23 protein-coding genes are annotated in these 25,276 nt (G+C 76.3%); 11 read left to right on the top strand and 12 right to left on the bottom strand.

Annotated features, from left to right (window positions below; genetic code table 11):
• Positions 1 to 69: 69 nt before the first annotated feature.
• Positions 70 to 858 carry a CPBP family intramembrane glutamic endopeptidase gene (locus CAE01nite_RS01240; RefSeq protein ID WP_146898743.1) on the top strand — a complete coding sequence of 263 codons (789 nt, stop codon included), beginning with the start codon at positions 70 to 72 and terminating at the stop codon, positions 856 to 858.
• Here the strand turns inward: CAE01nite_RS01240 and CAE01nite_RS01235 are convergent.
• The gene (locus CAE01nite_RS01235) at positions 855 to 1,076 is read right to left on the bottom strand and encodes a hypothetical protein (RefSeq protein ID WP_246130930.1); all 222 of its coding nucleotides are present in this window, start codon (positions 1,074 to 1,076) and stop codon (positions 855 to 857) included. The two genes, CAE01nite_RS01240 and CAE01nite_RS01235, sit on opposite strands and share 4 nt — an antisense overlap.
• A 130-nt stretch (positions 1,077 to 1,206) precedes the next feature.
• Between CAE01nite_RS01235 and CAE01nite_RS01230 the strand changes: the two genes are divergently transcribed.
• Complete coding sequence (locus CAE01nite_RS01230; protein WP_146898741.1) at positions 1,207 to 3,828, top strand: lysylphosphatidylglycerol synthase transmembrane domain-containing protein; 2,622 nt, start codon at positions 1,207 to 1,209, stop codon at positions 3,826 to 3,828.
• Positions 3,825 to 4,988, top strand: a complete 1,164-nt coding sequence (locus tag CAE01nite_RS01225) for an RDD family protein (RefSeq protein WP_186816361.1) — start codon at positions 3,825 to 3,827, stop codon at positions 4,986 to 4,988. The genes CAE01nite_RS01230 and CAE01nite_RS01225 overlap by 4 nt, the downstream gene beginning before the upstream one ends.
• Positions 4,989 to 4,997: 9 nt before the next feature.
• Here CAE01nite_RS01225 and CAE01nite_RS01220 read toward each other — a convergent pair whose 3' ends face one another.
• Together CAE01nite_RS01220 and CAE01nite_RS01215 are read right to left on the bottom strand one after the other, a co-directional pair.
• The gene (locus CAE01nite_RS01220; protein ID WP_146898738.1) at positions 4,998 to 7,016 is read right to left on the bottom strand and encodes a cytochrome c biogenesis protein DipZ; all 2,019 of its coding nucleotides are present in this window, start codon (positions 7,014 to 7,016) and stop codon (positions 4,998 to 5,000) included.
• Positions 7,017 to 7,056: 40 nt separating this feature from the next.
• Entirely contained in the window at positions 7,057 to 8,001 is a 945-nt protein-coding gene (locus tag CAE01nite_RS01215) for a DMT family transporter (RefSeq protein WP_146898736.1), read from the bottom strand.
• Between the two features lie 254 nt (positions 8,002 to 8,255).
• Here CAE01nite_RS01215 and CAE01nite_RS01210 point away from each other — a divergent pair, with 254 nt between their 5' ends.
• Positions 8,256 to 8,939 (top strand): fasciclin domain-containing protein, encoded by a 684-nt coding sequence (locus CAE01nite_RS01210; protein WP_186816360.1) that lies wholly within the window; start codon positions 8,256 to 8,258, stop codon positions 8,937 to 8,939.
• Positions 8,940 to 9,171: 232 nt separating this feature from the next.
• Here CAE01nite_RS01210 and CAE01nite_RS01205 read toward each other — a convergent pair whose 3' ends face one another.
• From CAE01nite_RS01205 to sigK, 3 genes are read right to left on the bottom strand one after another with little or no spacing between them, the layout of a single operon-like run.
• Complete coding sequence (locus CAE01nite_RS01205; RefSeq protein WP_281285539.1) at positions 9,172 to 9,426, bottom strand: glutaredoxin family protein; 255 nt, start codon at positions 9,424 to 9,426, stop codon at positions 9,172 to 9,174.
• Positions 9,427 to 9,455: 29 nt separating this feature from the next.
• A complete protein-coding gene (locus tag CAE01nite_RS01200; protein ID WP_186816359.1) occupies positions 9,456 to 10,358 on the bottom strand; it encodes an anti-sigma factor in 903 nt (300 codons plus the stop codon).
• Positions 10,355 to 10,951, bottom strand: coding sequence for an ECF RNA polymerase sigma factor SigK (gene sigK, locus CAE01nite_RS01195; RefSeq protein WP_281285538.1), 597 nt, complete (start codon positions 10,949 to 10,951; stop codon positions 10,355 to 10,357). The genes CAE01nite_RS01200 and sigK overlap by 4 nt, the downstream gene beginning before the upstream one ends.
• A gap of 209 nt (positions 10,952 to 11,160) precedes the next feature.
• On the opposite strand from sigK, the gene CAE01nite_RS01190 reads away from it, so the two are divergent.
• The 3 genes from CAE01nite_RS01190 to CAE01nite_RS01180 all read left to right on the top strand — a co-directional run bounded on the left by CAE01nite_RS01190 (position 11,161) and on the right by CAE01nite_RS01180 (position 14,628).
• Positions 11,161 to 12,933, top strand: coding sequence for a hypothetical protein (locus CAE01nite_RS01190; protein ID WP_146898730.1), 1,773 nt, complete (start codon positions 11,161 to 11,163; stop codon positions 12,931 to 12,933).
• A 123-nt stretch (positions 12,934 to 13,056) separates the two neighbouring features.
• Positions 13,057 to 14,079, top strand: a complete 1,023-nt coding sequence (locus CAE01nite_RS01185; RefSeq protein WP_146898728.1) for an SDR family NAD(P)-dependent oxidoreductase — start codon at positions 13,057 to 13,059, stop codon at positions 14,077 to 14,079.
• A 78-nt stretch (positions 14,080 to 14,157) separates the two neighbouring features.
• The gene (locus tag CAE01nite_RS01180; RefSeq protein WP_146898726.1) at positions 14,158 to 14,628 is read left to right on the top strand and encodes a hypothetical protein; all 471 of its coding nucleotides are present in this window, start codon (positions 14,158 to 14,160) and stop codon (positions 14,626 to 14,628) included.
• On the opposite strand, the gene CAE01nite_RS01175 is transcribed toward CAE01nite_RS01180, so the two are convergent.
• Complete coding sequence (locus tag CAE01nite_RS01175) at positions 14,621 to 15,712, bottom strand: FAD-dependent oxidoreductase (RefSeq protein ID WP_146898724.1); 1,092 nt, start codon at positions 15,710 to 15,712, stop codon at positions 14,621 to 14,623. The genes CAE01nite_RS01180 and CAE01nite_RS01175 overlap by 8 nt on opposite strands.
• Before the next feature lie 311 nt (positions 15,713 to 16,023).
• A complete protein-coding gene (locus CAE01nite_RS01170) occupies positions 16,024 to 17,622 on the bottom strand; it encodes a phytoene desaturase family protein (RefSeq protein WP_146898721.1) in 1,599 nt (532 codons plus the stop codon).
• 146 nt (positions 17,623 to 17,768) lie between these two features.
• On the opposite strand from CAE01nite_RS01170, the gene CAE01nite_RS01165 reads away from it, so the two are divergent.
• The 3 genes from CAE01nite_RS01165 to CAE01nite_RS01155 are packed head-to-tail and all read left to right on the top strand — an operon-like array spanning position 17,769 to position 19,711.
• Positions 17,769 to 18,080, top strand: a complete 312-nt coding sequence (locus tag CAE01nite_RS01165; RefSeq protein WP_146898718.1) for an antibiotic biosynthesis monooxygenase — start codon at positions 17,769 to 17,771, stop codon at positions 18,078 to 18,080.
• Positions 18,077 to 19,399, top strand: coding sequence for an FAD-binding protein (locus CAE01nite_RS01160; RefSeq protein WP_146898715.1), 1,323 nt, complete (start codon positions 18,077 to 18,079; stop codon positions 19,397 to 19,399). The genes CAE01nite_RS01165 and CAE01nite_RS01160 overlap by 4 nt, the downstream gene beginning before the upstream one ends.
• 57 nt (positions 19,400 to 19,456) lie before the next feature.
• Positions 19,457 to 19,711 carry a DUF6480 family protein gene (locus CAE01nite_RS01155; RefSeq protein ID WP_146898712.1) on the top strand — a complete coding sequence of 85 codons (255 nt, stop codon included), beginning with the start codon at positions 19,457 to 19,459 and terminating at the stop codon, positions 19,709 to 19,711.
• A gap of 13 nt (positions 19,712 to 19,724) precedes the next feature.
• Here CAE01nite_RS01155 and CAE01nite_RS01150 read toward each other — a convergent pair whose 3' ends face one another.
• From CAE01nite_RS01150 to CAE01nite_RS01140, 3 genes are all read right to left on the bottom strand, one after another.
• Entirely contained in the window at positions 19,725 to 20,024 is a 300-nt protein-coding gene (locus tag CAE01nite_RS01150) for a hypothetical protein (protein WP_146898709.1), read from the bottom strand.
• Positions 20,025 to 20,104: 80 nt separating this feature from the next.
• Positions 20,105 to 20,689 (bottom strand): 1-acyl-sn-glycerol-3-phosphate acyltransferase, encoded by a 585-nt coding sequence (locus CAE01nite_RS01145; protein WP_146898706.1) that lies wholly within the window; start codon positions 20,687 to 20,689, stop codon positions 20,105 to 20,107.
• A 56-nt stretch (positions 20,690 to 20,745) separates the two neighbouring features.
• Complete coding sequence (locus tag CAE01nite_RS01140; protein ID WP_246130929.1) at positions 20,746 to 22,647, bottom strand: penicillin-binding transpeptidase domain-containing protein; 1,902 nt, start codon at positions 22,645 to 22,647, stop codon at positions 20,746 to 20,748.
• Between the two features lie 701 nt (positions 22,648 to 23,348).
• Between CAE01nite_RS01140 and CAE01nite_RS01135 the strand changes: the two genes are divergently transcribed.
• Positions 23,349 to 23,585, top strand: a complete 237-nt coding sequence (locus CAE01nite_RS01135; RefSeq protein ID WP_146898700.1) for a hypothetical protein — start codon at positions 23,349 to 23,351, stop codon at positions 23,583 to 23,585.
• Positions 23,586 to 23,622: 37 nt separating this feature from the next.
• Here the strand turns inward: CAE01nite_RS01135 and CAE01nite_RS01130 are convergent, their stop codons facing one another.
• The gene (locus CAE01nite_RS01130; RefSeq protein WP_146898697.1) at positions 23,623 to 25,224 is read right to left on the bottom strand and encodes a GGDEF domain-containing protein; all 1,602 of its coding nucleotides are present in this window, start codon (positions 25,222 to 25,224) and stop codon (positions 23,623 to 23,625) included.
• Positions 25,225 to 25,276: the final 52 nt, after the last annotated feature.

Raw genomic sequence — 25,276 nt, 5'->3', positions numbered from 1 at the left:
AATCGCCGTCGCCGTCGTCCCGGGCCGACCACCGCGCCCCCGTCCGGGGCCGACCGTAGGTTGAGCGCCATGACCCTCGACGTCCCGGCACCGAGCGCCGCGGCCCTCCGGCAGCGGTGGACGGCCGAGGTGTGGATCGTGCTGGGGCTGTCGCTCGGCCAGTCCGCGCTGTACTCGGTGGTCAGCATCGTCGCGCGGCTGACGGCACTGACCCCGCTCGGGGAGCAGTCGACCGCGCTCAACGTCAGCAGGTCGCCGCGGCCCTACGTCGACCTCACCTACCAGCTGCTGGGCATCGCGTTCGCCCTCGTGCCGGTCGCGCTGGCGCTCTACCTGCTGTCCGCCGACGGGCGCAGCGCCGTGCGCCGGATCGGCCTGGACGGCCGGCGGCCCGGCCGCGACCTGGCCGTCGGTGTCGGGCTGGCCGCGCTCATCGGCCTTCCGGGGCTCGGCCTGTACGCGTTCGGCCGCGCGATCGGGATCACCGTCGACGTCCAGGCGTCGGGGCTCGACGCGCTGTGGTGGACCGTCCCGGTGCTGGTCCTGTCCGCGCTGCAGAACGCGCTGCTGGAGGAGGTCGTCGCCGTCGGCTACCTCATGGAGCGGCTCGACTCGCTGCGCTGGTCCCCGGTCCTGATGGTCGCGGCCAGCGCGCTGCTGCGCGGCTCGTACCACCTCTACCAGGGGTTCGGCCCGTTCGTCGGCAACGCCGTGATGGGCGTCGTCTTCGCCGAGTACTACCGGCGGCGGCGGCGCGTCATGCCGCTCGTCGTCGCGCACACGGTGCTCGACGTCGTCGCCTTCGTCGGCTACGCGCTCGTCCCGGCCGAGTGGCGCAGCGCGCTGGGTCTGAGCTAGCTGCGGCCGAACAGTGAGCCGGAGTGCTTGCGGTGCACCGCCTGCCGGCTGACGCCGAGCAGGGTGGCGATCGCCGCCCACGACAGCCCACGCACGCGGGCACGGCGCACCACGAGCTCCTCCTGCCGGTCGATCTGCCGGCGCAGCTCGGCGAGCGCTGCGAGCGCCCGGATCGGGTCGTCGTCCTCCGCCCGGCTCGCCAGGACCGCCAACGTCACCGCCTCCACTCCGCGCCTCCGCACCACCCGGGTCACCTCGTGCGACCGCAGTCGTCAACCTAGGTTGACACGCACAGCGTGTCAACTCAGATTGACAATTCTCGGCGTGACCTGGACCTAGACTCGCGCCATGCAGGAGCAGCTCACCGCCCCGCCAGGCGCGGGGCACGAGCGCCGCGGGTCTCCCGCGCACGGGGTGCAGATCATCGACACCCCGACCGTCCGGGTGCACCATCCCAGCGACCTGCTCATGCTCGTGCTCTCCGCGCTGGGTGTGGCGCTCGTCCTGCTGCTCGCCGTGTACGCACACGCGACCACGACCGGCGTCGCGGAGGACGTCCGCGGCGTCGGCGGGCTGCTGCGGCAGCTCTTCACGGTGCCCGTCGCGCTGCTGGAGGTGCTGGTCACGTTCATCGCGCCGGCGGCGGTGCTCATCGAGCTCGGTGTGCGCCGCCTGGGCCGGCAGGTCCTGGACGCCACGGCCGCCGCCCTGGGCGGGCTGATCCTCAGCGCAATCGTCGTCGGCGCCCTCGGCGCGTTCGGCAGCCCGAACCTGGTCGCCGCGCTCTCGACCACCGGGGTCTCCGGTCGGTCGGCCCTGACCGTCCCGGCCTACCTCGTCGCCGTCGTCGCGCTGCTGACCGTGGCCGGGCCCCGCGGCCGGCGGCGCACCGTCACGTGGTCCTGGAACCTGGTGTGGGTCACCGTCGGCGTCGCCCTGATCACCGGCACGACCGCCCTCCCGGGTGCGGGCGTCGCGGTGCTGCTGGGCCGGGTCGCGGGCCTGGCCACGCGCTACGCCTCCGGGGTGAGGTCCGAGCGCGCCTACGGGTCCGCCCTGGTGGACGGCGTGCGGCGGGCCGGCTTCGACCCCGTGCGGCTGGAGCGCGTGCACCGGCCCGACCCCTCGTCCGCCCCCCCGGCACCGGCGGACCCCGCGGAGGCGGTGACGGTCCCGATCCCGGTCGCGGCCGCCGGTGGGACGGCGACCTCCGGCCCGGTGGCCCGGACCGGCTCGACCGCGATGGCTCGCGACGGCATCGTCACGACGCACACCGCCGCGCCGGCCGCCGAGGCGATGACCCGGATCTCCGACGACCGGGTCTACGACATGACCACGCTGGACGGTGGCCGGTACACGGTCGTGGTGCTCGACGGCGACCGGCAGGTCGTCGGCGCCCTCGCGCGGTCGTGGCGATCCCTGCGCCTGCGGGGCCTGCAGGGCCGCTCCTTCGTCTCGCTGCGGCAGGCCGCGGAACGGGCCGCGCTGCTCGCCTACGCCGCGCACGCCGCCGGCGTCCGGACCCCCGCGCTGCTCAGCGTCGCCGAGGCGGACGACTCCATGCTGCTCGTCCAGGAGCACCTCGACAGCGCCGTCCCGCTGCGGGACCTGGACCTCGCGGAGCTCACCGACGCGCACCTGCGGGCGATCTGGGCCCAGCTGCACCTCGCGCACGACGCCGGCGTCACGCACCGCGCGCTGACGTCCGACGTCGTGCTGGTGGAGGCCCGCACCCCCGACCCGGTCGTGTGGATCACCCGCTGGGAGTCCGGCGACGTCGCGTCCAAGCTGCTGTCGAGGCGCATGGACCTGACCCAGATGCTCGCACTGCTCGCCGTGCGGGTGGGGGCGCACCGCGCGCTGGAGTCCGCGGTCGCCGTCCTGCCCGAGGAGGACATCGCCGCGATCGGCCCGCTGCTGCAGACCCCCGCGCTGCCGCACCGCACGCGCGAGGAGATGCGGGCGCGCCCGCACGTGCTCGCCGACCTGCGCGGCGCCCTCGTCGAGCGCATGCCGGACGCCGACGTCGAGCCCGAGCAGCTCGTGCGCTTCGGCGCCCGCACCCTCATCACGATCCTGCTCACGGTCGCCGCGGTCATCGTCGTCCTGACCCGGATGAACGTCGAGGAGATCGGCGAGGCCCTCGCCGCCAGCGACTGGCGCTGGAGCGTGGTCGCGTTCGTCCTGGGCCTGGTCACGTTCCTCGGGGCCGCCCTGGCGTTCGTCGCGTTCTCCCCCGTCCGGCTGCCGGTGTGGCGGGCGACCCTCGTCCAGGCGGCCGGCGCGTTCGTCGCCCTCGCGGCCCCGGCCGGCATCGGACCGGCCGCGCTCAACCTGCGGATGCTCACCCGGCGCGGCGTGACGGCGTCGCTGTCGGTCGCGACCGTGGCGCTGGTCCAGGTGTCGCAGTTCGTCGTCACGGTGGTGCTGCTGCTCCTGCTGTCCGTCATCTCCGGGACCGGCACCACGCCGCGGCTCTCCGGGCCGAGCGTGAGCATGCTCGTCGTCGTCGGCATCGTGGCGGCGCTGATCGCCTCGTCGCTGCTGGTGCCGGTGGTGCGGCAGTGGATCGCCCGCAAGACCCTGCCGACGGTCCGGCAGACCTGGCCGCGGCTGATCGCCGTCGTCGGGCACCCGTGGCGGATGGGGCTCGCGGTGGGCGGCAACGTCGTCATGACCATGGGCTACGTGCTGGCGTTCGACGCGTGCCTGCGCGCGTTCGGGCAGGACCTCACCCTCGTGCAGGTCGCGCTGATCTACCTCGTCGGCAACGCCGCGGGTGCCGCCGTCCCGACACCGGGCGGCATCGGGACCATCGAGATCGCCTTGACCACCGGCCTGACCGCCGGTGGTCTGAACCCGGGTGTCGCGGCGTCCGTCGCGATCCTCTTCCGCGTCATGACGTACTGGCTGCGGATCCCGGTCGGGTGGGTGGCCATGCGGTTCCTGCAGCGCGTCGGGGACCTGTGACGGTCGACGGGTGGAGCGCGCGCACCGCGGACGCGCCCCACGGTGGTGACCTCGGCGGTGGTGAGCCCAGCGGTGGTGAACGCCGCGACGACCCGCCCGCGGAGCTGCTGGCGTCGTGGACCCGCCGGGTGCTCGCGACGCTCCTCGACCACGCGCTGCTGGCCACCGTCTTCTTCCTCGTCTTCCCGGTCCAGCCGGTGGCCGTGCCGTCCCTCGCCATCACGGGCGACCAGCTCGACGGCACCGTCCCCGTCTCGTGGTGGTCGAACGGGTGGGCCGTCGGCGCCGTCGTCCTCGGACTGGCGCTGCAGGCCTACCTGGGCTCCACGCCGGGCAAGCTCGTGCTGGGGGTCGCCGTCGTCCGCCGTGCCGACGCCCGCCCGGCCGGGCTGCTGCTCACGGTCGCCCGCCAGCTCGCGCACGTCCTGGACGCCGTGCTGCTGATCGGCTACCTGCGGCCGCTGTGGCACCGTCGCCGTCAGACGTTCGCCGACTCGCTCGCCGGCACGGTCGCCCTCGCGACGCGCCGGCCGCGGCCGTTCCGGCTCGGAGGGTCCGGCGACCGGTCGCTGCCGCCGGGGACGCCGGCCTGGGAGGTGTCGCGCGAGCCGCGGTGGCGTCGTGCGGTGGTCGGGGTGGCCACGGCGGCGTGCGCCGTCGCGCTGGCCTTCCAGGTCTCGTCGACGACGACGTCGTCGGGTCCGGAGCACCGCACCTGCAGCGTGCCGACCGCGGGGGCGTTCACCGGGGGCGAGGTGGAGGTCCACCGCGCGACCGGCACCGTGCGGCGCCTGTGGGTCGAGCGCCCGCAGCGCGCCGCGGACCCGGGCGTGGTCGTGGCATGGCACCTGCAGGACGGGGCCGCGGCGGGCCGGACCAGGGCGCCCGGCTCTGCCGACACCGTCCTGCGCGTCACGCTGGCCGCGGCGGACGGGACGCCGTCCCGCACGGTGGAGCGCACGGTCGTCGAGGGGCAGGTCCAGGCGACGGGCGAGGTGCTGTCCGAGGGGCAGGTCGCCGTCCCGGACGAGGTGCTGGTGGACGGGCGGACCGGCATCCGGCTGCCGCTGGCCGTGGTCGCCGACCTCGGCGACGACTGGACCGCCGAGCTCTCGGTGGTGACCGGCGGCCAGAGGTCCGGGCGGTGCACGGTCCGCTGAGCCGCCGGCTCACCCGAAGGTGAACGAGTAGGCCGCCATCCCGGCCGGCACCTCGACCTCCACCGTGCCGGTCACCTGCTCGGCCGCCTCGAGCAGCGGGTACAGCGTCGGGGCCCCGGACACCTCGACGTCCCGCTCCTCGACGACGTCGCCCTCCTCGTCCCGCACGACGGCGTGCACGGTCCCCTCGCCGCCGAGGACGAGGAAGACGTCCGAGGCGCTGAAGGTCAGCCGGATGCGCGCGTCCTCGCCGGCGGTGGCGGCCTGGTAGTCCGTGGTCCACGCGCCGTCGAACGCGAACGTGTCGCGCGGCTGGTCCGCCGGGAAGCGGTAGGTCGACGCGCCCTCGTCGTACTCGCCGGCAGCGTTGAACCGCTTGCCCACGCTGAGGTAGGTCTCCGGGGTGATCCCCTCGCCCCGCGGGGTGGTGTCGACGACCGTGGTGGGTTCGGGCAGCTCAGCCCTGGGGTCCGCCCGGGTGAGCAGCTCGCGGATCATCGCCTCGGTCGCCTCGTAGCCGCCCTCGCCCTGGGAGATGTGCCGGACGACGCCGTCGGCGTCGATCAGGTAGTGCGCCGGCCAGTACCGGTTCCGGTACGCGGTCCAGGTGGAGTAGGAGTTGTCCTGCGCGACCGGGTACTCGATGCCGAGCCGGTCGCCGCCGGCCACGACGTTGCGGGTCTCGCGTTCGAACGCGTACTCCGGGGTGTGCACGCCGATGACCGTCAGGCCGGCGTCGCGGTACGCCTCGTCCCACGCGGTGACGTGCGGGACGGAGCGCTGGCAGTTGATGCAGGAGTACGCCCAGAAGTCGATCAGCACGACCCGGCCGCGCAGGCTCTCCAGGGTCAGCGGGTCGCTGTTCAGCCACGTGTCGATGCCGCGGATCTCGGGGGCCGGTCCGCACTCCTGGAGCTCGGCGGCGTTGTTGGTGCAGCGTGCGAGCCCCTCGTTCTCCGCGGTCACGAGGCCGCCGAGGTCGAGCTGCTGCTGCACCGTCTCGTTCTCCGCGACGCGGCTCTGCAGCGACTCGGTGTAGCCGGGCAGCGCGCGCTGCAGCGCGTCGGTGACGTTGAAGGCGAGCGCCAGCGCGAGGGCCAGCATCAGCGCCCCGCCGGCCGCGCGGATCCCGCGCTGGTGGGCACGGAAGGCCTTGACCCGCTCCGCGACCCGGCGGCCGGCGAGCGCGAACACCAGCAGCGGCAGGGCCGCCCCGAGGGCGAAGGACACGGTCAGCACGACGGTTCCGACGCCGACCTCCCCGGTCGCGCCGGCGACCGTGATGGCGGCGAGCACCGGGCCCGCGCACGGCACGTACACCGCGCCGAGACCGAGGCCCAGCACGAAGCCGCCGCGGTCCGCGGTCCGGCTCGTCCGGGGCGCGAGCCGCGCGAACGGCCGCTCGAGGACCTCCTCGAAGCGCGGGAACAGCAGACCGAGCCCGAGCAGCGCCAGGACCCCGATGCCCGCCCAGCGCAGCAGGTCCAGCGGCAGGTGCAGCAGCGCGAGCACGAGCGAGCCGACGAGTGTGACGACGGTGAAGCTCGTGACGAGCCCGGCGATCACCAGGTACGGGCGCCACGCCTCGGCCCGGCCGGCCCGGCGACGCCCGGGCGTGGCGGGCGGGTCACCGGCGCCCTGGGAGCCGGGTCCGTCCAGCAGGGCCGTGCCCGCGGTCACGGGGCCGCCGGTCACAGGGCCGGTGGTCACGGGGCCGACAGTCGCAGAGCCGACAGTCACCGAGCCGGCGGTCGCCGCGCGGGCGGCCGCGCCGAAGGTCGGCTGCGGCAGCGCACCGACGCGGACCGGTCCGGCGGACGTCCGGGTCACCGCGGGCAGCGTCCCGGTCGACCCGCCCCTCGGCGTGCCGGCACGGCCGGCGCGGCGCGCGGTCGTCGGCGCGGCACCGCGGGCGCTCTGCACCCCGCCGGAGAAGAAGATGACCGGGAGCACCGGCAGGATGCACGGCGAGATGCCGGTGATCAGGCCGCCGACCAGTCCGATCAGGGCGAGCGTGAGGAGGTCCATGGCCGGGGTTCGGCGCCGGACCTGCGCCGGACGGGTGCCCTCACCCGCCCGGGGGTGCGGGCACGGCGGTGCGGGCGGACCCGGCCGTGGATGCGGTGCCCGGCCGGACGGTGGCCAGCAGCAGCCCCGCGACCAGGCAGAGCCCGCCGGCGGCGGCGATCGGCGCCGGCCTCTCCCCCAGCACGACCAGGCCGAGCACGGTGGCGGTCAGCGGCTCGGCGAGGCTCAGGGTCCCGACCGTGGCTGCGGGCAGGTGGCGCAGCCCGCGCGCGAACAGCAGGTACGCGGCGCCGGTGGCGGCCAGCCCCAGCCACGCGACCATAATTAGCGCCCGGCCGCCCGTCAGCTCCCCCAGGCCGCGCAGCCCGAACGGCACCAGCAGGACCGCACCCCCGCCCAGGGTCGCGGCCATCGCGTTGACCACGGGCACCCCGCGGTCCAGCAGGACCTTGGCCGCCGAGGTGTACAGCCCGTAGGCGGCCCCGGCCACCAGCGCCAGCACGACGCCCGTGGGGCGCACGTCGGCGGCGCCGGACCCGCCCGCGGTCACCAGGACCACGCACCCCACCACCGCCAGGACCGTCGCGGCCACCCACCACCGGGTCGGACGCTCACCGAACAGCACCAGCCCGCACACGCCCGTGGCCACCGGCGCCGTCCCCAGGGCCACCACGGTGCCGGTGACGACGCCGGTGCCGGCGACCGCCGAGAAGAACGCGCCCTGGTAGACGGCGGTCGCGACCGCCGCCAGCACGGTCCACCGGACCAGGGGCGCGCGCAGGCAGGCGAGCAGCGCGGCGGGCTGCGTCGCGAGCCCGATCACCACCAGCGCGGCGCCGCCGACGGCGAGCCGGGCGGCTCCGACGGCGAGCGGGTCCTGCGCCTGCCCGAGCGCCTGCGAGGTCCCGGACGTCCCCCACAGCGACGCCGCCAGCAGCACCAGGAGAGCCGCGACCCGCGACGTCGTCCCGGTGGCCCCTGTCACCCCTGTCGGCCCGGTCGTCCGGCGTCGCGGCGACGTCGGCCCGGCGATCGCTGCCCTGTCCGGCTCCGGCACGGTGCTCCCCCTCAGCGCGGCCCCCTCAGCGCGGCCCCCAGTCGTCCGGCCGGCGACGTCAGCATGTCCGAGATCCCGCCCATCCACCCGGCGCACCGCTCCGAATCCCCCTCGAAGGTCCCGCTCCGGCGGGACGGCATCCCGGCCGGGCGATCCGGCCGGACCTGACGAGGGAGAGAACGATGACGAGCACGAAGCGCACCCAGATGGCCGTCCTGAGCCTGGTCACCGCCGCGACGCTGGGGCTGTCCGCGTGCAGCGGCTCCGACGCCGCGGAGGACACCGCGGCCGGCGGCGCCGCTGCCGCTGCCGAGGCCCCCACCATGACGCCCGAGGCCGAGGAGACGCAGGACGCGATGACCGCGGACCCCGCCGCCGACCTCGTCGGCCCGGGCTGCGCCGCCTACGCCGAGGCCGTGCCGGACGGTCCCGGCTCGGTCACCGGCATGTCGCAGGACCCGGTCGCGGTCGCCGCGTCCAACAACCCGATGCTCAAGACCCTCGTCGCGGCGGTGTCGGGCAACCTCAACCCGGACGTGAACCTGGTCGACACCCTCAACGGGGACGAGTTCACGGTGTTCGCGCCGGTCGACGACGCGTTCGCGAAGATCGACCCGGCCACGATCGAGTCGCTCAAGACCGACTCCGCGACCCTGTCCAGCATCCTCACGTACCACGTGGTGCCCGGGCAGCTCTCGCCCGACATGGTCACCGGCTCGCAGACCACCGTGCAGGGCGGCGCCGTGGAGGTCACCGGTGAGGGCGACGCGCTCATGGTCAACGGTGCCAACGTCATCTGCGGCGGCGTGCACACCGCCAACGCGACCGTGTACCTCATCGACTCGGTGCTGATGCCGGCGAGCTGACGCCGTCTCCCGGGCCGCGCCGTCGGCCCCGCACGAGGCCCCGCTCCTCCTCGAGGAGCGGGGCCTCGTCGCGTGCGGGCGGGCGGAGCCGGGTCGCGTCGGGCGGCGCCGGCTCGACGGCAGCCGACCGTGTCGGTCCGCGGCACCGCGCCGGCCCCCGTGCCCATGCCGCCCCGGTCCGCGCCGACCGGGCCGGCCACCGCGGCCGCGAGCGGCCCGGCCGGCGCGTTGCTCAGCCCGCGTCGGGTCGCGGGGCCAGCGCTGTGATCCGGTCCCGCCGGAAGCCGGACCAGTGCACCGACGGGTCGCCGTCCACGACGACCACCGGCGCGGTCGAGTGCCCCAGCACCTGGGTGACGTGCCGGCGGGCCGCCGCGTCACGGCTGAGGTCGACCACGGCGTAGCCGATGCCGGCCTGCTCGAGCGCGAGGTACGTCATCCGGCACTGGACGCAGTCCGGCGTGCTGTAGACGGTGACCGTGACCACGGGTCGCCCGGTACCGTCGGCGTCCGCGGTCAGGACGCGACCGGCGCCAGCACGACGACGGGCTCGGACGTCGGGCTCTGCGACCCGGACGCCGGCTCGACGGTCACCGCGAGCGCGTCGCCCGCCTGGTACCCGTCCGTCACGGCCTGCACCGCCCCGGCCTCGTCCTGCATGACGGCGTCGGGCAGCGCCTCACCGTCGCGGATGACCCAGAGCTGGTACTCCTGCCCCGCGCCCGGCTCGTCCAGCCCGGTCGCCGTGAACAGCGCGCGGTCGCCGGCCAGGACGCCGACCGCCGTCCCGCCACCCTCGACGTCCGCGCGGACGACCTCGGCCCGGGGGTCGGCGAGCAGGTCCGCGACCGCCTGCGCCTGCAGCTCGGCACGCCGGCCCTCCTGCGCCTGCTGGATCGCCAGGGCGCTGGGGATCGCGGCGGCGCCGACGGCGGTCGCGGCGATCGCGAGCCACGTCGTGGTGCGGCGCGGCCGCCGGGTGGACAGATCGGTGACGGTGCCCGGCGCGGTGGCCGGAGCAGGGGTCGCGGGAGCAGGGGTCGCCGGAGCGGGGGTCGCCGTCGTTCCGGCGTCGGGGACCGCGAAGGACGGGATTGGCGGCACGGCCGCGGGCACGGCTGCGGGAGCGGCTGCAGGACCGGTCCGGGCGGTCGTCCCGGTCGCACCGGCCTGCGGCACGCGCCGGATCGCGTCCAGGACGCCCGCGCGCAGCTCGAGCGGCGGCGGGGTCGCGACCGCCGAGCCGAGCAGGGCCGCGGTCGCCCGCAGCCCGGCGAGCTCGCCGGCCGCCTCCGGGTCGTCCGCCACGAGGCGCTCGACAGCACGGCGCTCGACGTCGTCGACCGCGTCCAGCGCGTAGGCGCCGATCAGGTCGCGGGCGTCGGAGCCGTCGCCACGGGTCAGGTCGTCGGTGCTCACGCCGCCACCACCCCCAGGCAGTCGCGCAGGCGCAGCAGCCCGTCGCGGATCCGGGTCTTGACGGTGGTCAGCGGCGCGGCCAGCTGCTCGGCGACCTCGCGGTACGTCCGGCCGCCGTAGTAGGCCAGGACGACAGCCTCGTGCTGGGTCGGGGTCAGGCCCTCCAGGCAGTGCCGCACGCGTTCGCGGTCCATGGAGTCCTCCACCTCCTCGGCGACGACGTCGAAGGGCCGCTCGCCCTGCTCGTCGAGCACCCGCTGGTCGCGGGTGCGCTGGGACTGCACCGCGCGGACCCGGTCGACGGCGCGTCGGTGGGCGAGGGTCAGCGCCCACGTGCGGGCCGAGCCACGGCCGGCGTCGAACCGCGTCGCCGTGCGCCACACCTCCACCATGACCTCCTGCGTCACCTCGGCCGCGTGGTCGCGGTCCCGCAGCACCGCCAGGCACGTGCCGAACACACCGGACGCCAGCAGGTCGTAGAGCCGGGCGAACGCGTCCTCGTCGCCCGCGGCGACCCGGGCCAGCAGCGCGTCGGCGCCGACCGGCTCCTCGGCCTCCGGCACCAGCGGGACGCCGCCGGGGGATGTGGTCACCCGCGACAGTCTGCCGTAGGCCGCGCGCGCAGCGGTGCCACGCGCGGGCGCGGGTGCGGCGCAGGTGAGGGACATGGGGATCCTGACAGTCCGGTCCGGTGGGTCGACGGTGGTTCGGAACGGCGGACCCGGCGGACGGGTCCGGGCGCGCGGCGTCCCCCGAACGGGGGGTGGGAGCCCCTGCGCGCACGGTGGCCTAGCGTGGCCCGGTGACCGGACGCCGCCGACCCGCTCCCGCCGTCGCCCTGGCCCTCGCGGTGGCCACGGTCCTGGCCGCCTGCACCGGCGCCGACGGCCGACCCGCGCCGGACCCGGTGCCGGACGCCACCGCCACCCCGAGCCCGTCCGCGCAGGTGCGTGCGACGGACACGACGAGCCCCACGGCCCCGTTCACCCTGGTCGCCGAGGCGACCGACGTCGAGGCCTCCCTGCGCACCAGCCGTGAGCTGTTCGCGGCCGCGCCGGTCGTCGTCGTCGCCCCCAGCGGGCAGCCCGCCGCGCAGGAGGTCGCCGCCCGCGCAGCCGTCGAGCTGGGCGTCCCGCTGCTGGTCGGCCCGGCGCCCGCACCGGCGGCAGCGAGCACGGACGGCTCGGCCGCCACGCCGTCCGCACCCCCGCCCGACGGGTCCACGGAAGCCGCCGACCCGGCACTGAGCGGCGAGCTGGACCGGCTCGGCGCCACGACCGTGGTCGCCGTCGGGGACGTCGGTGGCCTGGGCGAGGGGAGCGCCGGGGGGAGCGCCGACGACGGCCCCGAAGCCGGGACGCCGGGCCGTCCGGAGGTCCGGCGCGCCGCCGCCTCGGTGGCCGCGGTGGCCGACGCGACCGGTCTGAGGCTCGGCGCACCGGCGTCCACCGACCCGTCCACCTTCGCCGCCGGCGTCGCGGCGCTGGGGCCGGGGACGCTCACCCCGGCCGCCGACCTGACGCTCGCCCGGGACGCACCCCTGGACGACGTCGTCGCCCTGGCCGTCGACACGCCGGAGCAGCTCGCGTCGATCGCCACGGCGCGCGCCGCCGCCGTCCCGGTGCACCTCGTGCCGGCGTCGGCGCCGAACCCGCAGGCCACCGCGTCCGTCGTCGAGGCGCTGCACACCGCCGCCCGCCCCCGGACGCTGGCGCTGGGAGCGGCGTTCGCCGCGGAGCCGGCCCTGGAGTGGAAGGTGCGATCGGCCGCGACGGGCGTCCAGCTGCCGGCCGGTGGGCAGCTGCTCTTCCCGCGCCACCAGTTCGTGGCCCTCTACGGAACGCCGGCGACGACGACCCTGGGCGTGCTCGGCGAGCAGGACGCCGCCGCCTCGGTGCAGCGCGCCCGCGAGGTCGCCGCGGGCTACACCGGTCTGACCGACCGCACCGTCGTGCCCATGTTCGAGATCATCGCCACGGTCGCGGCCGGCAGCGCCGGCGCCGACGGCAACTTCTCCAACGAGCAGAGCGTCGCGGCGCTGCGCCCGTGGGTGGACGCCGCCGCGGCGGCCGGGGTGTACGTCGTCCTCGACCTGCAGCCCGGCCGGTCGGACTTCCTCAGCCAGGCGCGGCAGTACGAGGAGCTGCTCCGCCTGCCGCACGTGGGCCTCGCGCTGGACCCGGAGTGGCGGCTCGGCCCCGACGAGCAGCCGCTGCAGCGGATCGGCTCGGTCGACGCCGCGGAGGTCAACGAGGTCGGCCGGTGGCTGGCCGACCTGACCAACGCCCACGCGCTGCCGCCGAAGATCTTCCTCGTGCACCAGTTCCGCCTGGACATGATCGGCAACCGCGCCGCGCTGGACACGTCCAGGCCCGAGCTCGCCGTCGTGCTGCACGCCGACGGCCAGGGCTCCCAGCCCGCCAAGCAGGCCACGTGGCGCACGCTGCACGGTGACGCACCGGCCGGCGTGGCCTGGGGGTGGAAGAACTTCCTCGACGAGGACCTGCCGGTGCTCACCCCGGAGCAGACGGTGCGGGACGTCTCCCCGGTCCCGGACCTGGTCACCTACCAGTAGCCGACCCGTGGCCGACCTGTAGCGGACCCGCGGCCGGTCGCGGGGACGCCCCGCGGGTGCCAGCATCGTCGGCGATCGCGCCGGTGGCTCCACCGGCCCGCACCCGAGCCCGGAGGTCCACGCGTGCCCCGACACACCGGAGCCCGGGTCGTCATCATCCTGGGCGCGTCCAGCGGCATCGGACGCGCCACCGCCCACGCCCTCGCCCGCCGGGGCGACACCCTCGTCCTGGCCGCACGCTCGGTCGAGGGGCTGGCCGAGGTCGAGCGCGAGTGCCTCGCGCTGGCCGAGCGCGCCGGTCACCAGCCGGGGCCGGGCGAGCCGCGGGTGCTGACGGTCCCGACCGACGTCAGCCACCGCGACGCCGTCGAGCGCCTGTTCACGGCCGCGTCCGCGCTCTACGGACGGGTCGACGCCGTCGTGCACGCACCCGCCGTCGTGGCCTACGGGCGGTTCGAGGAGGTGCCCGCGGACGTCTTCGACCACGTCGTCGCGGTCGACCTGACCGGGACGGCGAACGTCGCGCGTGAGGCGCTGCGCCACTTCCGTGCGGGCGACGGCGGGCACCTCGTGGTGGTCGGCTCGCTGCTGGGCAAGGTCGTGACCCCGTGGATGAGCTCGTACGTCACCAGCAAGTGGGGCGTGCACGGGCTCGTCCGCACCCTGCAGGCCGAGGTCCGCCACGTGCCGGGCATCGAGGTCTCCCTGGTCTCGCCCGGCGGGGTCGACACGCCCATCTACGCGCAGGCGGCGAGCTACGCGCGCCGCGAGGGCCGCCCGCCGCCGCCGGTGGACCGGCCCGAGAAGGTCGCCCGCGCCATCGTGCGGCTCCTGGGGCGTCCCCGGCGGGAGACGTCGGTCGGCCCGGCCAACCACCTGTACACCTTCGGCTTCCGATTCGTGCCCGGCGTCTTCGACGTGATCGTGGCGCCGGTCATGTCCCGGTTCGGGCTCTCCGGGACGCCCAGCCCCGAGCCGCACACCGGCAACGTCTTCGCGCCCCTGCCGCTCGGTGAGTCGGTGCACGGCAAGTGGGGCCGGCACTGGCAGCGGTGGGTCGTGTTCGCCGGCTCGGTGGCCGGGACGGCGGCGACCGTGGCCGGCGTCCGGCGCGCGGCGCGCGGGTCGGGGTCCGGCGGCCTCTAGGTCGACGTGGGTCCGGGGTCGATGCGCGCCCGGTCGAGGTCGCCCCGGCCGCTCGGCGCGCGCTGGCACGATGCGGTCGTGAGCGACGTGGGGCACGGACCGGAGCGGCCTGCCGACGTCGTCGCGACGGAGGTCCGGCCCGTGGCGTTCCTGCGGGTGCAGGCCGCGGTGCAGGTGCTGCTCCTGCTGATGTGGGGCACGCAGGCCCTCACCGAGCGCGACCCGTTCCACCTCCTCCTGGCGGGCCTCTCCGCCGTCGGGGTCGCGCTGCTCGGCCGGTCCCTCGTCTCCGGCGCCCGCACGCGGCTCGTCCTGAGCGGCGACACCCTGGAGCTGCGACGCCGGCTGCGACCCGTGGCGCTGGCGCGGGCCGACGTCGTCGCCGTGCGCGGCGACGTGCGCGGCCGTCCGACGTGGAGCGGCCAGGTCCTCGTCGAGACCCGGACCGGGACCCTGCGGCTGCCCGCCCTCGAGCCCGGGCCGGGCCGGCTGATCCCGCTCCTGCAGGAGTGGGCAGGCGTCGGGGAGGACCCCGGCCCGCTCACGTGAACAGGATCCGGCGCGCGGCGGCTTGGCCGAGCGGGGTGCGCAGCCCGACGAACGCCGCCGTCGCCAGGGCGGGGGTCCGCACCTGGGCCAACCCGCGGCGCAGGAGCAGCCGCCCACGGAAGCGCGCCCGCAGCGCCGCGCCGTCGTAGTGGGTCAGCGCGTACGGCCGTCCGGCGTGCTGGGCGTCGTCCAGGGCGGACGCCGCGATCTCGGACAGCCGCAGGCACGGGTCCAGCCCGCCGGCGGTGAGCGGGGAGACGGCGCCGGCCGCGTCGCCCACGAGGAGCCCCTCGGGGCAGCTGATCCGGCGCAGCAGGCCGCCCACGGGGATCGGTCCCCCGCGGCGCTCGACCTCCGCGGGCCGCTCCACGCCGGCCAGCCCGGGAGCCGCGGCACCGAACCGCTCCAGGGCGTGCCGGACGCCGCGCGGGAACCGGGCGCCGTAGCCCGCGACGCCCACGTGGGCGTGGCGGCCGTCGTTGACGACCCAGGCCAGGTACCCCGGCGCGAGCGACGGGTCGACCACGCAGTGGAACGTCGGGGGACCGTCCCCGGCCGGGACCGCGAACACCTCCTCGGCGCCGACCAGCAGGTGGCGGTTGCGGTCCAGGCCGAGGTCCCGGGCGACGCGGGACCGGGCCCCGTCGGCGCCGACGACGAAGCGGGCCCGCACGGACCGCGCGCCGTCGTCGTCCACCAGGACGTAGCCGTCGTCGAGCCGGCCCACGTACCGGGTGCCCAGCACCACCCGCACCCCCGCGGCGGCGGCGTCAGCCGCGGCCGCGACGTACAGCGGCCCCATGTCGCCGACCCGGTACTCGTCGCGCCGGCTGACCAGGGTCACCGGGCGCCGGAGCGAGGGCGGGTAGAGCGCGACGTGACGGATGGGTGGGCCGAGGCAGTCGTCCGGCAGCGCGAACTCCTCCAGGGTCCGCCGGACGAAGATCCCCGTGGTGCGGATGGTGCCCGCCAGGTTCGACCGGCGGTCGACCAGCAGCACCTCGCGCCCGCTCCGGGCGAGCAGCGTCGCCGTGTGCAGCCCCGCCAGGCCGGCGCCCACGACCAGCACGTCCACGCTCTCCATCGGTTCCTCCTCGGTCGGGTCGGCCACGGGACGCCCCGACGAGCGGGCGCCCCGGAGCTGTGTCGTGCCGACGGTCAACCGAAACACATCGAGATTCGATAGGCAGCGAGACGGTGCGGGTGTGCAGGGATCTCCGGCGGACGGACACACTTCCCCCACCTGGCGTCACCCGCGCGGGCGCCGCGACGCAGGCCGCGCGGACCTCGCCGGGGAGCGCGCCGTGACGCTCCTGGGCTGGGCCAGGCCGCGTGGTGACGCCCCCGGCCAGGCCGCGCTGTGACGCCCCTGGTCAGGCCGCAGGACGCGGTGGCCTACCCGCCCCCGAGGACCCGCTCCCAGGCGGTCCGGGTGAGCGCGCGGCGCACCGCGCCCGTCCGCCCCGCGGCACCCAGGGCCGCGCGGGCGGCGTTCCACCCGCAGGCCCCGTGGACGCCGCCGCCCGGGTGCGCGGACGCGGACGCGAGGAACAGGCCCGGCACCGGCGTCTCCGGACGCCCCAGCCCCGGGACCGGGCGGAAGAACAGCTGCTGGTGGATCGCCGACGTCCCGCCGTTGACCGCACCGCCCCGCAGGCTCTCGTTGGCCGCCTCCAGGTCGCCCGGCCTCTGGATGCTGCGGGCGACCACCGCGTCACGGAAGCCGGGCGCGACCCGCTCGACGGCCGCCTCGATGCGCTCGACGTGCGCGGCGACGGCGTCGTCGGACCACACCGTGCCGTGCGGCACGTGCGTGTACGCCCACGCCGACTCGGTCCCGGCCGGGGACCGGGACGGGTCCGACGTGGTCATCTGGCCGAAGAGCATGAACGGCCGCTCCGGCACCCGCCCGACCGACAGGTCCGCCGAGGTGTCCACGAACCCGTCCAGGTCGACCCCCAGGTGGACGGTCCCGGCCCCGCGGGCCCCCGGGGCGGTCCACGGGATGGGCCGGCCGACGGCCCAGTTCACCTTGAAGGTCGGGTGGTCCCACTGGAACCGGTCCAGGTCGCGGCGCATCCGGTGCGGCAGACGGGCCAGGCCGACCAGGTCGCGGAACAGCGCCGGCGCCGTGACGTCGGCGAGCACCCCGTGCCGCGCCCGCACGCGGGACCCGTCCTGCGTGCGGACGCCCACCGCGCGACCGCCGACGACCTCGACCGCCTCGACCCGGGTGCCGGTCTCGATGTCACCGCCCCCGGCCACGACGCGGGCCGCGAGCGCGGCGGCGAGCTGTCCGGCACCGCCCTGCGGGACGGGGAAGCCGACGTCCTGCCCGAGCATGGCCAGCAGCCAGCCGAACACCCCGCTGCCGGCGGCGTCGGGCGGGACGTCGGCGTGCATCGCGTTGCCGGTCAGCAGCAGCGGTCCCCCCTCGCCGCGGAACCGCTCGTGCCCCAGGCGGCGCACCGGCGTCACCGCCAGCCGCGCGAGGTCCAGCGACCCGGCCACCCCGGACCGCGCCAGCAGCCGGACCCCGGACCGCACCGGCGGGAACGGGGTGAACAGGGCGTCCAGCAGGGGGTCGCGGATCCGCTGCCAGCCGCGCACGAGCTCCAGCCAGGCGTCCCCGTCGCCCCCGGCGAACTCGTCCAGCCCGGCGGCGGTCTCCGCCGGGTCGTGGTGCAGCACCGCCGCACGGCCGTCGTCCAGCGCGTGGGCGAGGACGTCGGGCGCGCGCAGCCAGTGCAGCCCGTGCTGCTCCAGCTCCAGGCCGCGGATCACCGGGGACGCCGCCGCCAGCGGGTAGAAGGCGCTGAACAGGTCGTTGCGGAACCCCGGGGCGGTCACCTCGGCGGTCCGGACCGCTCCCCCGACGGTGTCCTGCGCCTCCAGGACGAGGACCTCCCACCCGGCGTCGACCAGGGCGTTCGCCGCGACGAGGCCGTTGGGGCCGGCGCCGATCACCACGGCGTCCACGGTGCGCGTGCTCACGCGGTGTCCTCTCGTCGGGGTCGGCCCCACGGTGGCACCGGCCCTCGCCCGGGGCAACCGGTTGACGTCCGGTGCCGGGTCCGGACCGGGCGACGGCCCGGGCGTGCCTGCTGGCCGCCACGACGGGCACCGACCATGCTGACGCGATGCGAGCACTCGTGGTGCGGTTCGACATCCAGGACGCCGACGCGGCCCGGCGGTTCGACGAGCTGACCGAGGAGGCGGTGGTGGCGATCACCGCGCACGAGCCCGGGACGCTGGTCTACGCCACCCACGCCGTGCACGGGGAGCCGCTCGCGCGGGTGTTCTACGAGGTCTACGCCGACGACGACGCGTTCGCGGCCCACGAGGCGGCGGCGCACGTCGTCGCCTTCCACGCGCGGAAGGACCCGCTGCTGTCCCGCCCACCGCGGGTGGAGCACCTCACCCCGCAGCGGACGAAGGGCGGACCCGCGTGACGACGCGGACGCAGCCGACCAACTGGTCCGGCACGGTCGCGTACCGCGCCCGCCGGGTCCACGCCCCCACGTCGGTCCAGGAGCTGCAGGCCCTGGTGGCCCGGTCGCCGCGCATCCGCGCGCTGGGCACCCGCCACTCGTTCAACGAGGTCGCCGACACCACGGCGGACCTGGTGTCCCTCGCCTCGATGCCGCCGGTGGTGGACGTCGACCGGGCGGCCTCGACCGTCACCGTCGCGGCGGGCGTGCGCTACGGCGCGCTGGCGACCGCCGTGCAGGACGCCGGCCTGGCGCTGCGCAACATGGGCTCCCTCCCGCACATCAGCGTGGGCGGCGCCTGCGCCACCGGGACGCACGGGTCGGGCGTCGGCAACGGCAACCTCGCCTCGTCGGTCCGGGCGCTGCGGCTGGTGACCGCCGACGGCGACCTGGTCACGCTGTCCCGCGACGACGACCCGGAGCGGTTCCCCGGCGTGGTCGTCGCCCTCGGTGCCCTCGGCGTCGTCGTGGACCTGACGCTGGACCTCGTGCCGACCTACGACGTGCGGCAGGTCGTCTACGAGGGGCTGCCGCCCGAGCAGCTCGTCGACGGCACGTTCGGCGAGGTCCTCGCGGGCGGCTACAGCGTCAGCCTGTTCACGCGGTGGAGGTCGCCGGGCGTCGACCAGGTGTGGCTCAAGCGGGCCGTGCGCCCGTCGTCGGCCGGGCGCCGGGAAGGGCAGCCCGGTGACCTCCCCGACGACGCCGCCGGTGACTACCCCCCGACGTGGCGAGGGGCGCGGCTCGCCGACGGGCCGCGGCACCCGCTGCCCGGCATGCCGACGGAGAACTGCACGCCGCAGCAGGGCGTCGTCGGCCCGTGGAACGAGCGGCTGCCGCACTTCCGGATGGAGTTCACGCCCAGCAGCGGCGACGAGATCCAGTCGGAGTACTTCGTCCCGGCGGAGCACGCGGCGGCGGCGATGGCTGCGCTCGCGCCGATCCGGGACCGGATCGCCCGCGTCCTGCACGTCTCGGAGATCCGCACGGTCCGGGCCGACGACCTGTGGCTGAGCGGGAGCCACGAGCGCGACTCGGTGGCCCTGCACTTCACGTGGCAGAAGGACCCCACCGGCGTCGGCGCTGTCCTGCCCGAGGTGGAGGACCTGCTCGCCCCGTTCGGGCCGCGGCCGCACTGGGGCAAGGTCTTCACGATCGACCCCGGCGCGGTCCGGGCGCAGTACCCGCGCGCGGACGACTTCGCTGCGCTCGCCGCGTCGATGGACCCGGGCGGGAAGTTCCGCAACGAGTTCCTGGACCGGTACCTGCCGGCGCCCTGAGCGGTCCGGTGCCCGGCCACCGCTTGCGGCCCCCCGGTGCGCGGTTAGCGTGGACGGATGACCAGCCAGCCCAGCGACAAGCCCGGCAACCTGCCCACCGACCCCGACCCGGAGAACACCCCCGGTCTGGAGCCGGGCAACGGCGTCAACCCGGGCGACACCCCTCCGGGAGAGGCCAGCACCTCCGGCAACACCTTCCGTGAGCCCAAGCTCCCGTCCTCGGGTGCGAACAAGGCCGTCTACGTCGGCATCTTCGCCGTCGTGGCGCTCGTCATCGTCATGCTCGTGGGCTACGGGCTCGGCATCGGCTGACGACCCGGGCGCGTCAGGGCCGCGGGTCCCGGCGCGTCCAGGGGCGCTCGTCCCGGCGCGCGCCCATCCCCGCCGCGCAGCGCGGGCACACCCGTCCGACCTCGTCGGCGTGCCGGCCCGTGGCCGGCTGCACGTCCTGCCAGTCCACGTGCGGGAACCTCTGCAGCTCGGCACGGCTGAGCGGCAGCCCGCAGACCGTCTGGTTGGTCCCCCGCTCCCAGGCGTGCACCTCGCCGGCCGGCATGCGGATGCCGTCGGGGTCCGTCCACCGGCTCGAGGCGGCCACCGCCGCCCGTGCCACCTTCTTCGCCACCTGCTCCTCCGCCCGTCGGTCCGGCGTCCAGCATGTCCCGGTGGCCCGGCGGCCGCGACGCGTCCGCGGTCACCCGCGGGTCACACCGACGGGTGCTGGCCCTCCTCGCGCAGGCGCGGCTCGGTGCCGTCCTGCGGGTGGATGCCGGACTTGTCGGCGTAGAAGGCGCGGATCCGGTCCATGTCGGCGGCGACGTCCCCGGAGGGCCGAAGCGTGGGACCGAGGCCGGCCGTCATCGTCCGGCGGTCGACGTAGCCGAGGGTGATCGGCAGGCCGGTGTCGCGGGCGATCCGGTAGAACCCGGACTTCCAGTACTCGGCCTTCCCCCGGGTGCCCTCCGGGGTCACGACGAGGTAGAACCGCTCCCCGGCCCTGACCCGCGCGACCACCTCGTCGACGAGCCCGACGGGGTTGGTGCGGTCGACCGGGATGCCGCCGAGCGCGCGCATGAGCGGGCCCATCGGGCCGGCGAACAGCGAGCGCTTGCCCAGGAACCGGCTGTGCAGGCCGAGCTCCCACGTCACCGCCAGCATGAGCACGAAGTCCCAGTTGGAGGTGTGCGGGGCGCCGACGAGGATGCCCGTGCCGTCCGGGGGGATCGGCTGCGACCGGTGGGTCCACGGGCTCACGGTCCAGTAGGCGCGGGCCAGGGCACGGCGGATCATCGGCTGCTCACGGCGTGACCCTACGGCCGACGGGCGCATCGGTGGCGCACCGGCGGTCAGGCGGCCGCACCGCGGAGGAACGCGTCCAGCAGCGGCCCGGCGGTGGTGGTCCCCAGGTCGCCGTCCTCCACGAAGACCGACACCGCGAGGTCGCCCTGCACCGCGATCATCCACGCGTGGTTCCGGGGCGGGTCCTGCGTCCCGTACTGCGCGGTGCCGCTCTTGGCGCCGACCGGCTCGCCGGGGACGTCGGCCAGGAAGCCGGCGGACCCCTCGGTCACCACGCCGCGCATGAGGGTCGCGAGCGTCGCGGCCTCGTCGGCCGAGAGGGGGACGCGCGCCCCGGTCGTCGCGCCGGGCACGTGGTCCCCGGTGACGACGAGCACGGGGCGCACGGTCCGTCCGGCGGCGACCGACGCGGCCATGACCGCCATCGCCAGCGGCGACGCCTCGATGCGGCCCTGCCCGATCATCGAGGCGGCGTGGTCGGTGCCCTCGGCCTCGGCCGGCACGGATCCCAGGAAGGCGGGGAACCCGACGTCGTCGCTCTGACCGAGCCCGAGCGAGCCCGCGGCGTCCGCGAGCGCCGCCTGCCCCACCGTCTCGCGCGCCCCGATCATCGCGGTGTTGCACGACCAGGCGATCGCCCGCTGCAGCGTGATGTCACCCAGCTGGTCGGCCGGGTAGCCGGGGTAGTTCTGGAACGTCCGCCCGTCGGCCCCGACGGTCGGCGGGCACGCGATCGGGCTCTGCGGCGTCATCCCGGCCCGCACGAGCGCCAGCGACGTCGCCACCTTGAAGGTCGACCCCGGCGGATACTTCCCCAGGGTCGCGGTGGAGTACCCCTCACCGCCCGGGCCGCTGGCCACGGCCAGCACCTCGCCGCTCGAGGGACGCACGGCGACGATCGCGCTGGCCGGACCGACGCCGGCCAGGGTCGACTCGGCCAGCTGCTGCAGCCGGACGTCCAGCGTCGTCTGCAGCGGCGTGCCGGGGACCACCTCGGTGCGGAACAGGTCACGCGTCCCGCCGCCGGGGGCGCCGGTCGTGGCGATCGTCAGCCCCGGCGTGCCCCGCAGCAGCGCGTCGTACTGCTGCTGCAGCCCGGAGAGCCCCGCCTGGTCGCCCGCGGCGACGGCTCCCTCGGACGCCTCGACGATCTCGGCGGTCGCCTCGCCCACGGTCCCCAGCACGGAGCGGGCGAACTGCCGGGTCGGCGCGAGCGGGATCTCGTCGGAGAGCACGCCCACCCCGGGCACGCCGCGCGCGGCCTCGACGTCGACGTCGAACGGCGGCACGTCCCGCACGACGATCGCCTCGACGAAGGCCTTCGGCCCGGCGGCGGCGACGCGACCGGCGAACGCCTCGGGGTCGATCCCGGCGATCGCGGCCAAGGCCCGCGCGGACGCGTCCTGGCCGGCCGGGTCGACCTTCGTCTTGTCGACGCCCAGGCGCAGGACCGGGCGGGGCTGCACGATCGGCTCCCCACCGGCCCCGAGGACGACACCCCGCTCGGCGGGCGTCCGCTGGACGGTGAGGAGCTCCCCCTCGGCGAGTCCGGGCGCGAGCAGGGCTGGTGACCAGCGCACCTGCCAGCGTCCGTCCCCGTCCTCCGGCTCGACGTACTCCAGCGGCGCCTGGGTCGTGTAGGTCCAGTCCTTGTCGGTCGGGTCGACGTCCCAGGTGACGTCGAGGTCCGCGGTCGCGCTGAGGCCGTCCTCGGCGACGGCGATCTCGGCGACCTCCACGGTCGGGTGCCAGGGGTCCAGCCCCGCGACCGCGGCGGTGACCTGTGCGGTCGCGTCGTCGCCGGTAACGCCCTCGAGCGGGACGTCGCCCAGGTCGAAGGCGGCCAGCCCGTCCGCGAGGGCCTCGGCGGTCGCGTCCGGGGTCGGACGGTCAGGGGTGCAGGCGACGAGCGTGCCCAGGGCCAGCGCCGACAGCGTCAGCCACGCCACCGGCCGGGCGCCCCGGGTCGCGCCGGCGGAGGGCGCGCCGACGGAGGTGCCGGCGACAGTGGTCCCGCCGGAGGTACCGGCGGCGGAGGTGCCGGCGACGGTAGTCCCGACCGCGGTGCCCACGATCGTGCCGGCGGTCGTGCGAGCGGTCGCGCCGGTCCGAGGCGTCCGGCGTCGCGGTCCTGGCGCCCCGTCCGTCCCCGTGCACGTCGTCCGCTGTGCCACCGGCCTCATCCCCTGCGTCCCCCTCACGTCCCGCACCCACCGCGGACCCCGGGCAAGCCTGCCCTGTCCCGTCCACGCCTCGCGCCCACCGCAGACTCCGGGCGAGCCTGCCCAGCCTCGTCCACGTCCCGCGCCAGCCGCGGACCCTGGGCAAGCGTGCCCTGTCCCACCCATGTCCCGCGCCAGGCGGAGGCGGTGTCGCCCGACCGGGCGAGGCCGACGGGCGTGGAGGGGGCGAACGGGCCGACGACGGCCGCCACGGCTGCGACGGCACGGCACGCCGGCGATACCCGGGGACGGACGCCGCACGACCGACGACGTGGGGTGGCCGGCAGCCCCCGCGTGCGCCCCGGCCGGCGTCGGCCCACGATGAGCCGGCTGCAGCCGGCTCGACCCACGACGCCCCCGCCGCGGACGACCACCCGACCACCGACGACCCACTGACCCGCCGACCACGAGACCGGGAGAGGACCGACATGAGCGACGCACCCGAGGACCTGGCCCCGCTGGGCAGCCCCGCCGAGGCGGAGGTCCCGCAGCACACGCTCGACCCGGACACCGTCCTGCCCGACGACGCAGCAGGCGCACCGCCGGAGCAGACGCAGGGCTACGTGCTGGCGGTCGAGGACGGCGCCCCGCTGCCGCCCGACGGCACCCAGGACCCGGGAGCCGGTGAGCTCGCACCCGAGTTCCGGGCGCCGGGCGAGGGGTAGCGCGGGGCCGCCGACGACCCGCCGACGACCCGGGCGATCAGACGACGTCGACGACGACCCGGTCGCGCCCCGCACGCTTGGCCGACAGCAGGGCGCCGTCGGCCGCGAGCAGGGAGACGCTCGAGGTGCCGTCGAGCAGGCCGACGCCCACGGACACCGTGACCGACAGGCCCGGCGCCACCCGACCCCACGAGTGACCCCGTACCGTGCGGTGGACGCGGTGCGCGAGCTCCGCGGCACCCTCGACGCTCCCGCGGCACAGGACCAGGAACTCGTCCCCGCCGAACCGGATGAGCTGGTCGTCCACCCGTGACACGTGCCGCAGGATCCCGGCGACCTCGCGCAGCACCCGGTCACCGACCGCGTGCGAGAAGTCGTCGTTGACGTGCTTGAAGTCGTCGACGTCGATGAACACCGCGGCCACCAGCTCGGCGGTGCCCCCCGTGGGACCGTCGAGCACGCGCCGGTTGCCCAGGCCCGTGAGGGGGTCCTCCACGACGGCTCGGCCCATCCGGTCCGTCCGGTCGGCGAGCTCGCGCAGGTGGTTGCGGTCACGCAGGGCGGCGAAGCGTCCCTCGCGCTCGGACCAGCTGCGGTCGAGCGCCGTCCGCGCCACCGCGCGCCACAGCTCGAGCCCCTCGTGCGGGCCGGCGACCAGCTGGTGGACGTCGGCGAGCGCCGCCGTGGCGGCGACCGACCACACCTCACGTCCGGCCTGGGTCGCGCGGGTCTCCACGGCGGCGAGCAGGTGGCGGGCCTCGTCCAGGCGCCCGGCGGCCACGGCCGCGCGACCGAGCACGAGGTGCATCAGGTAGGTCTCGACGAGCTCCAGGCGCGCGCTGAACCGCTCCGAGGCGGCCCGGGCACGGGCGGCGGCGAGGTCGAGCAGCCCCAGGTTCATCGTCGCGTACGCCTCGAGGACCTCGGCGCGGGCCACCATCTGCTCGAGCCCCTCGTCGGCGGCCATCCGGCGGGTGCGCACGGCGCGCTGCGCCGCCAGCGCGAAGTGGACCGCGGCCTCGCGCTCGCGGTCGATGACCTGCAGGGCGGTCCCCCAGTAGGCGCTGAGCAGCCCCCACTCCAGGCAGAGCAGGACGTTCACCTCGGCCGGCCCGGTCCCCTGGAGGTCGAGCAGCAGGACGTCGGCCTGCTCGAGCAGGTTCAGCGAGCGCATCGCCAGGGCGACGCCCATGGTCGCCGACAGGCGTCCGTAGGAGCCGGAGGGCATCGCCGTCACGAGCCAGTCGGCCTCCGCCATCGCCGCGATGGCGCGACCGTGCTCACCGAGGCGGGCGCACGACTCCGCCACGACCGACAGCGCCTTGGCGCGCCACACCGGGTCCGGGTCGTCGCCGAGGTCGGTGGTCAGCTCGGTCGCCTGGTCGACGGCCTCGGCGTGGCGGCCGAGGTCCTGCAGGGCGATGGCGGCGATGTACTGCAGGTAGCGGGTCGTCACGACGTCGTCGGCAGCGCGGCTGAGCGTGAGCCAGGTGCGGCACAGGTGCAGGGCGCGCTCGGAGAACCCGTCGATGTACAGGGCGTAGGCGTCCTCGGCCAGGGCGTCGAACGTGCCGAACTCGCTCACCGGGACGAGCGCGCCGCGGGACGCAGGGGTCGGCGCACGCAGGCCGCTGCTCATCGTCGTCCCTCCCCGGGGTCCGTCGGGCTCCGGCGCGTCCGCCGGGTCGCCG

Source organism: Cellulomonas aerilata, assembly GCF_007991755.1.
Classification (GTDB): Bacteria; Actinomycetota; Actinomycetes; order Actinomycetales; family Cellulomonadaceae; genus Pengzhenrongella; species Pengzhenrongella aerilata.
The sequence above is the reverse complement of the archived record's forward strand: the minus strand, read 5'-3'. Positions and strand labels throughout refer to the sequence as shown.

Coding starts and splice junctions, on each gene's coding strand:
- CAE01nite_RS01240 (WP_146898743.1), top strand. CDS start 70: ATGACCCTCGACGTCCCGGCACCGAGCGCCGCGGCCCTCCGGCAGCGG.
- CAE01nite_RS01135 (WP_146898700.1), top strand. CDS start 23,349: ATGAGCGACGCACCCGAGGACCTGGCCCCGCTGGGCAGCCCCGCCGAG.
- CAE01nite_RS01230 (WP_146898741.1), top strand. CDS start 1,207: ATGCAGGAGCAGCTCACCGCCCCGCCAGGCGCGGGGCACGAGCGCCGC.
- CAE01nite_RS01175 (WP_146898724.1), bottom strand. CDS start 15,712: ATGGAGAGCGTGGACGTGCTGGTCGTGGGCGCCGGCCTGGCGGGGCTG.
- CAE01nite_RS01210 (WP_186816360.1), top strand. CDS start 8,256: ATGACGAGCACGAAGCGCACCCAGATGGCCGTCCTGAGCCTGGTCACC.
- CAE01nite_RS01220 (WP_146898738.1), bottom strand. CDS start 7,016: ATGGACCTCCTCACGCTCGCCCTGATCGGACTGGTCGGCGGCCTGATC.
- CAE01nite_RS01130 (WP_146898697.1), bottom strand. CDS start 25,224: ATGAGCAGCGGCCTGCGTGCGCCGACCCCTGCGTCCCGCGGCGCGCTC.
- CAE01nite_RS01155 (WP_146898712.1), top strand. CDS start 19,457: ATGACCAGCCAGCCCAGCGACAAGCCCGGCAACCTGCCCACCGACCCC.
- CAE01nite_RS01145 (WP_146898706.1), bottom strand. CDS start 20,689: ATGATCCGCCGTGCCCTGGCCCGCGCCTACTGGACCGTGAGCCCGTGG.
- CAE01nite_RS01165 (WP_146898718.1), top strand. CDS start 17,769: ATGCGAGCACTCGTGGTGCGGTTCGACATCCAGGACGCCGACGCGGCC.